Genomic DNA, 8,925 nt, shown 5'->3' with positions numbered 1-8,925 from the left:
ACCGCCCATCGGCAGTATCCTGTGGGCGGTCGGGAGGGGGAGCGGGCCGGTGCCGCGAAATTCGTTTCCAACGAATTTCCAAACAGGCTGCGAGTGTCCCGCGATGAACCGTTCATCGCAAATATCGGCAATTTCGACGTGAATCGCTCAAAACACTGAAAAATGCCAATGTAGCCACCCAGCAAGACCAAATATGGTTATGTACGTAAACAGCTTTCGAAAGATATACATCGGCCTCAACCGGCCATGGGTATTTTGAGGACCTGAAAAAAGTACATAATGGATTTGGGAGAAAGCCGCGCCTGAATATTTGGGACGCCGGATGTCGTCTTGTACCGTCGATTGACAGGACTGACCTCGAAAGGCCGCACTTGAACAACACTCCGGGCATTGAGGAATCGATGCCCGGGTTGGGACTCGGAAGGGTGACCGTTGGGTATTTCAGTCTCTATTATCAACCCCAGTTCGATTTCTCGCGAGGGGCTCCGACGCATCATCCTCGATGGCGGCATCGAGGTCGTATCGACTTCCGCCAGCGTCGATGACTTGCCCGAATTGCCCGACCGCAGCGATCATCTGGTCCTGGTCGACATGCCCAGCCTGGCCGACCAGCTCGATTCGCTGCAACGGCTGGCCAGCCGCGACACCGTGAGCGCGCTGATCCTGGCCGAGAAATTCGACCTCTCGTCCATGCTCAACTGCTTCGACCATGGCGCGCAGGGCTATGCCGTGAAGGACATGCCGTGCGACACCCTGATCGCGCTGCTGCGCCTGGCGGCACTGGGGCACAAAGTCATCCCGCCGGACGTCGCCGACATGCTGCGGCGCGAGGACTTCCGGATCGCGATACCCGAGGCGCGTGACGACCTGACCGGCCTGCAGAACACCGGCCACGGCGGTGGGTCGAAGCTGTCCCAGCGTGAAAACGACGTGCTGTGCTGCCTGATGGCCGGCTATTCCAACAAGCGCATCGCCCGCAAGCTCTTCGTGACTGAGGCGACGGTCAAGGTTCACGTGAAGGCGATCCTGCGCAAGCTCAACGTCGCGAACCGGACACAGGCGGCGATGTGGGCGACCACGCACGGCGTGCCCACCCTCGATGCGACGATGACGGTGCCCTCGATGGGGAATTGATCGCTTTGCCGGAGCATGGCCGCCTGCCCCCACACCGCCGTCATTGCGAGCGTAGCGAAGCAATGACGAAGCGTCAGGCCGCGTCGTGGAAGATGATCCCCAGCGTGTGACGCCTGCCCGAACGCAGCGTGCTGACACCATGCCGCAGCGTGACACGATAGTCGCCCCGCGTGCCTCGCTGCGGGCGCTGGTTCACCGCGAAGAGGACGCCGTCGCCCTTGCCGAGCGGCACGACCGATGCGCGTGATTGCATGCGCGGACGCTGCTCGGTCAGTACGAACTCGCCGCCGGTGAAGTCCCTGCCGGGCTGCGACAGCAGCACGGCGACCTGCAGCGGAAACACGTGATCCCCGTAGAGATCCTGATGCAGGCAATTGTAGTCGCCCTCGCCATATTCCAGCAGCAGCGGCGTCGGCCGCCTCTGGCCCGCTTCGTGGCACCTTGCGAGGAAACTCGCGTGATCGGCGGGGAAGCGCGTCGTCATGCCCATCCGTTCGCTCCACCTGTTCACGATCGGCGCGACATGGGGATAGAGACAGGTGCGCGCCGCTTCCACCAGCGGGGGCAACGGATAGGCGAAATAGCGATACTCGCCCTTGCCGAACCCGTGCCGCGCCATGTGGACGTGGCTGCGGAAGGCGCCTGGTGGTCCGTACATACCGGCTACGGCGTCGCATTCGGCATCTTCGAGCAGGCCGGGCAGCACCGCCCAGCCTTCCCGGTCGAGATCGCCCGCGATCGCATCCCAGTCGTAGGCGTCGATCCGCGTACTCGGAAAAGCGCTCACGCCCCGCCTTCCAGTTCGATGAGCCTGCGCTTGCGCTCCACGCCCCAGCGATAGCCCGACAGCGAACCGTCATTGCGGATGACCCGGTGGCAGGGGATGGCGATGGCGATGCGATTGGCCGCGCAGGCTCCCGCAACCGCGCGCGTGGCGCTGGGCGAGCCGATGCGGCGCGCGACTTCGGCATACGTGACGGTCTCGCCCGCCGGGATTTCGCGCAGCGCCTGCCAGACGCGCTGCTGGAAGGCGGTGCCCCGCACGTCGAGCGGCAGGTCGAGGCCGATGTCCGGCGCCTCGACGAAGCCGACGACCCGTGCCACCGTCCGCTCGTAACCGGCATCGGCGCCGACCAGTTCCGCGCGGGGAAAGCGGTCCTGCAGGTCGCGGACCAAGTCCTCGGGGTCATCGCCAAGCAGGATCGATGCCACCCCCTTGTCGCTGGAGGCCACCAGGATCGCGCCCAGAAAACATTGCGCCACCGCGAAGTGGAGCACCTCGTCGGCCCCGCCGTTCCTGTAGCGGCCGGGCGTCATGCCCAGCATCGCGCCCGACTGCTCGTAGAACCGGCCGTTGGAATTGAACCCGGCGTCGTAGATGGCGTCCGTCACCCGGCCTCCTGCGGCCAGAGTGTCGCGTACCTTGCGGGCACGATGGGCGCTCGCATAAGCCTTGGGGGTCAGGCCGGTCTGGGCCTTGAACAGGCGGTGGAAGTAGCCGGGGCTCAGTTCCACCGCCGCCGCCAGGTCATCGAGCGAAGGCGGCTCCTCCGACGCCTCGATCAGGCGGCAGGCCTGCTCGACCAGCGCGGCATTCCCGGCTTCCTGCGACGCGCCTTCCGGGTTGCAGCGCCTGCAGGGCCGGCACCCGGTCGCGCGGGCACTCTCCAGCGTGTCGTGCAGCGTCACGTTGCGGGGATTGGCGGTCCGCGAGGCGCAAGAGGGGCGGCAATAGATGCCGGTGGTCGCGACCGAGTACCACAGCGTGCCGTCGGCGCTCTTGTCGCGGGCGACGACTTGCGCCCAGCGCGGATCGTGCGCGGTGTCGTCGATAGGTGTGTCTGCGTTTGTCATGGCCCCATTCTGCCAGCCCGTAGGTGAAACGCGCTCTGTTTCCTGCTTTCAAATTCGATATGGGGCCTTCGTCGCTGCCATGCGAGGCTTACGGCGGGACGCTGGAGCAGAAATGGCTGCCCCATAAGGGGAGGTTTGATTACTCCACCCTTCGTCATTGCGAGCGCAGCGACGAAACACGGTAGGGCGACAACACCCTAGTCGGCGGTCCAGCCGCCGTCCACGACGAGGCTGGTCCCGGTCATCAGCGCCGAGGCGTCCGACGACAGGAACAGCACCGCTCCCATCAGGTCTTCCACTTGACCCAGTCGGCCGATCTTGATCTTCGCCAGGACGCTGGCCTTGAACGCCGCGTCCTCGAAGTACGGCCGGGTGAGCGGCGTCTCGATGAAGGTCGGCGCGATCGTGTTGGAGCGAATGCCGCGGGGCGCAAGGTCGAGCGCCATCGCCTTGCTCATACCCTCCAGCGCCCATTTCGAGGCACAGTAGAGCGAGCGGTTCGGGCCGCCGACATGGCCCATCTGCGATCCCATGTGGATCAGGCTGCCGGTTTCCCCCGCCGCCATCATCCGCCGCGCGCAGGCCTGGGCCACGAAAAAGGCGCTCTTGACGTTGAGGTCGAGCACCGCGTCGTAATCCTCGGCGCTTACCTCCCACATCGGCTTGGGCCGGTTGGTCCCGGCATTGTTGACGAGGACGTGGAACGGCTCTTGCCCGGCGAAGAAGGCATCGACGGCGGCAAGGTCCGACACGTCGAGCGTTGCGGCTTGCGCCTTGCCGCCCAGCGCGGTGATCTGCGCCGCAGCTGCCTCGATCTCGCCTGCGGTACGCGCCACCAGCGTGACATCCGCCCCCGCTTCGGCCAGCGCAGCGGCGGCGGCAAGGCCGATGCCCCGGCCCGCGCCGGTGACGACCGCGCGCCGCCCGTCGAGGCGCAGGCTGGGAGTTTTGGGCAGGGTCATCGCATCGTCCTCGTGTCTTTCCAAATCGCCGCATCGGCGAACGGGGCCAACAGAGACGGCCCCTGCCGCCCTGTCCACCCCGTTCATGACCGATCAGGCCGCCGTGGCCGGGGTCGGGTCCGCCTGCCCGGCATAAGGCACGTCACGCCCGCCGAAGCGGCGCACGCGGATGTTCGCCTGCTCGCCATGCCCGGCGAAGCCTTCCAGCGCGCAGAGGCGGCTGCAATATTCGCCGATCAGCGCCGAGGCTTCGTCGGTCAGGACGCGCTGATAGGTGCAGGTCTTGATGAACTTGCCGACCCAGAGCCCGCCGGTATAGCGCGCCGCCTTTCTGGTGGGCAGCGTGTGGTTGGTGCCGATCACCTTGTCGCCGAAGCTGACATTGGTGCGATTGCCCAGGAACAGCGCGCCATAATTGGTCATGTGCTGCAGGAAATAGTCCGGGTCGGCGGTCATCACCTGCACGTGTTCGGAGGCGATCTCGTCGGCGACGCGGACCATTTCCTCGTAGCTGTCCGCCACGATCACCTCGCCGAAGGTCTCCCACGCCTTGCGGGCATGGTCGGCCGTGGGCAGGATCTGCAGCAGGCGCTCGATCTCGGCCATCGTCTCGCGCGCGAACTTCTCCGAATTGGTCAGCAGGACGCCGGGGCTGTCCGGGCCGTGCTCGACTTGCCCGAGGATGTCTGTGGCGGCCATCTCGGGGTCGCAGCCGATCTCGTCGGCGATGATCAGCGTTTCGGTCGGTCCTGCGAACAAGTCGATGCCGACGCGGCCGTAGAGCTGGCGCTTGGCTTCGGCCACGAAGGCGTTGCCGGGGCCGACGAGGATATCGACCGGGTCGATCGTCTCGGTGCCCAGAGCCATCGCGCCCACCGCCTGGATGCCGCCCAGCGCATAGATCGCATCGGCACCCGCCATCGCCTGCGCCGCGACGATCGCGCGCGCGGGCTTGCCCTGGAACGGGGGCGCACAGGTGATGACCCGCTTAACGCCCGCGACTTTCGCGGTGATGACCGACATGTGCGCGCTGGCCAGCAGCGGATACTTGCCGCCCGGCACGTAGCAGCCCGCCGAGTTCAGCGGCAGGTTCTTGTGGCCGAGCACGACGCCGGGCAGCGTCTCGACCTCGACGTCCTTCATGCTGTCGCGCTGGATCTGCGCGAAATTGCGTACCTGCGCCTGCGCGAATTCGATGTCCTTGCGCTCCTGCGCCGAAAGCGATTCCACGCAGGCGTCGATCTCGGCCTGCGAGAGTCGGTAGTCCTCGCGGTCCCAGTTGTCGAACCGGTTGCTCATCGCGCGCACGACGACGTCGCCGCGCGCTTCGATATCGGCCAGCGCTGCCTCGACGATGTCACGCACCTTGCGGTCCGCATCCGCCTTCGCCTCTGCGGTCGCGCCGCGCTTGAGATAGATCGCCATTCGTCCTGCTCCTGCCCGGGCGGTCTGCCCGCTTGCTCTGCGGCGCCTGGGAATCGGACACCGATTGGCGTTTGAATACATATTCATCAACATATGCACAATATGCAAAATATCCGAACATAGGGCCATTATATCCCCGCATTAACCTATGATCATGCATTCACTGAACGTACTCCACCCCTCGCGTAATGCCGTTGACCTCCCCCACGACCACTCGATAGGAAACGGCATGGAAATCGAGAAAGAGGCGATCACGTCCCTGGACGTCGCGCGCAGGGCCTGCGTGTCGCAATCGGCGGTGTCGCGCGCCTTCACGCCGGGCGCGAGCATCGCCGCGGACAAGCGCGAGCGGATCATCGCCGCCGCCGAGGAATTGGGTTACCGGCCCAATCCGCTGGCCCGCTCGCTACTTCGCGGGCGCTCTAACATCGTCGGCGTCGGCGTGGGCTACCTCACCAATCCGTTCTTCACCCAGACCCTGCAACTGCTGTCGGACGCGCTGGACGGCGCCGGGCTGCGCCTGATGCTGTTCCCGGCACAAGGCAGCACCCGGCCCGAGCCCTCCATCCACGAAATCCTGCATTACCGGATCGACGCGCTGGTGCTGCTGTCCGTCAGCCCCTCCTCCACCCTGACCGAGCAGTGCCGCCGCGCGCAGGTGCCGGTGATCCATTACAACCGCACCACCCCAGCGCAGGATGCCTCCTGCGTGGTGGGCGACAACGAGACAGGCGCGAGGGCGATCGCGGCGCACCTGCTGGCCGGGCGTCACCGCCGCTTCGCCTTCATGGCGGGCACCGCGGATTCCTCCACCAACGCCCAGCGCGAGGCGGGATTCACCGAATACCTTGCCGAGCGGGGCGCACCGGCCCCGATCCGCGAGGATGGCGCCTTCGATTTCGATACCGCGATGGCCGCCACCCGCCGCCTGCTGCTGCGCAAGGACCGGCCCGAGGCGATCTTCTGCGCCAACGACACCATGGCGCTGGCCGCGATCACCGTCGCCCGCCACGAATTCGGGCTGGACGTGGGCCGCGAGATTTCGATCGCCGGGTACGACGACGTGCCGATGGCGGCATGGCCCGGCTTCTCGCTCACCAGCTATTCGCAGCCCGCGGCCTTCATGGTGGCGGAGACCCTGCGCCTGATCCTGTCCCTGCGCACCGATGCCGACCGGCACGAGCAGGTCGTCGCGCAAGGCTCCCTCGTCGTGCGCGGCAGCACCCGCCCGGTCGGCGCCTGACCGCAAATCTGATTGGCAGCAAATCCATTGACCGGGCAAGCCCTCGGGCTTACCGATGAATTCGAATTCATCGGAGAATGATCCATGGGAACTGCAACGCCGCACCGCGAATGCCACCGGGCTCTGTCTTGAACACGCCCGCGTTCCGTGAACGGCTGACCTCGGGCGAACTGCTGGTCGGCACGTTCGTCAAGACACCCTCGCCGATCGTCGCCGAAGTGCTGTCGCTCACCGGGCTCGACTGCCTGTGCCTCGATGCCGAGCATGCGCCGTTCGACCGCGCGACCATCGACGGCTGCGTGGCCATGACCCGCGCCATCGGCATGCCCAGCCTCGTGCGGATTCCGGTAGCGACGCCGGAGCAAGTGCTCAATGCGCTGGATTGCGGCGCCACCGGTGTCGTCGCGCCGCATATCCGCAATGCCGCAGAGGCCGGCGCCTTCGCGCGCGCCTGCCGCTTCGGCGCCGGAGGGCGCGGCTATGCCGGCTCCACCCGCGCTGCCTGCTACACGACACGTCCAATGGCCGACCACTTGCGCCTGAGCGAGCGCGAAACCGTGGCCATCGCCCAGATCGAAGACCCCGAAGCGGTCGAGGACATCGACGAGATCGCCCGCGTCGATGGCATCGACTGCCTGTTCGTCGGCCGCGTGGACCTGACGGTAGGCTATGGCCTTGCCAGCCAGGACCATGAGCGCGTGGTCGCCGCCGTCGAGCGCATCTGCGACGCGGGGCGCAAGAATGGCCGGGCGGTCGGCATGTTTCTCAGCCGGATCGAGGAGGTGCCCTACTGGCACGAACGCGGCGCCAGCCTGTTCCTGCTCGGCTCCGACCATGGCTTCCTTTTGCAGGGCGCCGCAGACCTTCTCGACAAGGCGCGCCGGTCCGTTGCCGCCTGATCTCGCGACAGGCCCTGATCCCGCGACAGGCAAAGTGGAGGCAAGGCTGGACGCCTGCCTCGACCGCATCGGCGCCGAGGATCATCGCTGGAATGCGATGCTGGCGCTGAACCCACACGCCCGCATGGCGGCGCGCGACGCGGACGCGGCCATGCGCCGAAGGATGCCGATGGGGCCGCTCCACGGCATGGTGCTGGCGATCAAGGACAATATCGACATCGCAGGGATGGCGACCAGTTCGGGATGCCTTGCGCTCGAAGCCGCGATGCCGCTCGCCAATGCCACGGTGATCGACCGGCTTGTCGATGGCGGGGCCGTCATCGTCGGCAAGACCAACTTGTCCGAGTTCTCCTTCGAAGTGCGATCGCGCAGTTCGCTCGGCGGCGACGTCCTCAGCCCCTTTGCCCCGGCCACGACGGCGGGCGGATCGAGCGGCGGATCGGCGGTCGCAGTCGCGCGCGGCTTCGCGAGCGCCGCGATCGGCACCGATACCGGCGGCTCGATCCGCATTCCGGCGGCCTGCAATGGCCTTGTCGGACTGCGTCCCGCGCATGGCATGCTGCCGCTGGACGGCGTCGCGCCGCTGGCCCCGTCCACCGACACCATCGGCCCGATCGCCCGCACCGTCGAGGATGCCCGCGGGCTCTATCTCGCGATGGGCGGCAAGATCCCTGCGGGAGAAACCGGGGCGCCGCCGCGCATCGGCGTGCTGCGCGCCGCCTTCGGCACCGACCCGAGGGTGATCGCCGCCTGCGAACGCGCCTTGCGAAAACTGGCGGACGGCGGGGCCGAACTCGTCGATCCTTTCGCGATCCCCGATATCGCGCAATTGCTGGCCGGTCCGCATATCGTCGACATCGAATTCGCGGCCGCGTTCGACGCGTATCTTGCCCGCAATTTCGTGGCCGGGACCGCACCGCAAAGCCTCGCCGCCTTGCTAGAAGGCGGCCGGTTCCTCCCGGAATACCGCCCGGTGATCCTCGATCGCCTGTCGCGCAGCGCGGAAGAGGCGCAGGCTGTCCTTGCCGCTCATCGCCGCCTGACCGACACCCTGCTGCGGGCCATGGCGGAGCACCGCCTCGACGGGCTGTTCCACCCGACCCTGCGCGTCATTCCCGAGGGTCTGGGCAATCCCAAGGTCGGCTGGGCTCCCGAACTGGCGCCTCGCACCGGCTGGCCCGCGATCAGCGTTCCGGCGGGCGCGCAGACCTGCCCTGTCGGTGTGGAACTGCTGGCTCCGACGGGCCGCGAACAGCTGCTGTTCGATCTCGCCCGCATGATCGAGCAGGCTTGACCGAACGCGCTTTGGTCGCCGATCGAGGTTCGCCCTACCCCTCGCCCCGCCCCTCGTCATTGCGAGCGCAGCGAAGCAATCCAGAGCAGTCTTGAGCCGCCCTGGATTGCTTCG

8 protein-coding genes are annotated in these 8,925 nt (G+C 66.7%); 4 read left to right on the top strand and 4 right to left on the bottom strand.

Going from position 1 to position 8,925, the window contains the following annotated elements; translation table 11 throughout:
* The first annotated feature begins 432 nt into the window (after nucleotides 1-432).
* Nucleotides 433-1,134 carry a LuxR C-terminal-related transcriptional regulator gene (locus tag ACYPYD_RS04205; RefSeq protein ID WP_008828988.1) on the top strand — a complete coding sequence of 234 codons (702 nt, stop codon included), beginning with the start codon at nucleotides 433-435 and terminating at the stop codon, nucleotides 1,132-1,134.
* Between the two features lie 73 nt (nucleotides 1,135-1,207).
* Here ACYPYD_RS04205 and ACYPYD_RS04200 read toward each other — a convergent pair whose 3' ends face one another.
* The 4 genes from ACYPYD_RS04200 to hisD form a co-directional block, all read right to left on the bottom strand.
* The gene (locus ACYPYD_RS04200; protein ID WP_459662196.1) at nucleotides 1,208-1,921 is read right to left on the bottom strand and encodes a 2OG-Fe(II) oxygenase; all 714 of its coding nucleotides are present in this window, start codon (nucleotides 1,919-1,921) and stop codon (nucleotides 1,208-1,210) included.
* Nucleotides 1,918-2,988 (bottom strand): bifunctional DNA-binding transcriptional regulator/O6-methylguanine-DNA methyltransferase Ada, encoded by a 1,071-nt coding sequence (gene ada / locus ACYPYD_RS04195; protein ID WP_459662195.1) that lies wholly within the window; start codon nucleotides 2,986-2,988, stop codon nucleotides 1,918-1,920. The genes ACYPYD_RS04200 and ada overlap by 4 nt, the downstream gene beginning before the upstream one ends.
* 197 nt (nucleotides 2,989-3,185) lie before the next feature.
* The gene (locus tag ACYPYD_RS04190) at nucleotides 3,186-3,950 is read right to left on the bottom strand and encodes an SDR family NAD(P)-dependent oxidoreductase (protein WP_459662194.1); all 765 of its coding nucleotides are present in this window, start codon (nucleotides 3,948-3,950) and stop codon (nucleotides 3,186-3,188) included.
* A gap of 93 nt (nucleotides 3,951-4,043) precedes the next feature.
* Nucleotides 4,044-5,375, bottom strand: a complete 1,332-nt coding sequence (gene hisD / locus ACYPYD_RS04185; RefSeq protein WP_459662192.1) for a histidinol dehydrogenase — start codon at nucleotides 5,373-5,375, stop codon at nucleotides 4,044-4,046.
* 229 nt (nucleotides 5,376-5,604) lie between these two features.
* Between hisD and ACYPYD_RS04180 the strand changes: the two genes are divergently transcribed.
* The 3 genes from ACYPYD_RS04180 (at nucleotide 5,605) to ACYPYD_RS04170 (ending at nucleotide 8,811) form a co-directional block, all read left to right on the top strand.
* Complete coding sequence (locus ACYPYD_RS04180) at nucleotides 5,605-6,618, top strand: LacI family DNA-binding transcriptional regulator (protein ID WP_459662191.1); 1,014 nt, start codon at nucleotides 5,605-5,607, stop codon at nucleotides 6,616-6,618.
* Nucleotides 6,619-6,746: 128 nt separating this feature from the next.
* Nucleotides 6,747-7,517: an HpcH/HpaI aldolase family protein gene (locus ACYPYD_RS04175; RefSeq protein ID WP_459662190.1), complete on the top strand. Its 771-nt coding sequence runs from the start codon at nucleotides 6,747-6,749 to the stop codon at nucleotides 7,515-7,517.
* Nucleotides 7,507-8,811 carry an amidase gene (locus ACYPYD_RS04170; protein WP_459662189.1) on the top strand — a complete coding sequence of 435 codons (1,305 nt, stop codon included), beginning with the start codon at nucleotides 7,507-7,509 and terminating at the stop codon, nucleotides 8,809-8,811. The genes ACYPYD_RS04175 and ACYPYD_RS04170 overlap by 11 nt, the downstream gene beginning before the upstream one ends.
* Nucleotides 8,812-8,925: the final 114 nt, after the last annotated feature.

It is taken from the genome of Novosphingobium sp. 11B (assembly GCF_054589055.1).
Note: the sequence above shows the minus strand (reverse complement) of the source record. Positions and strands in the feature narration are given on the sequence as shown.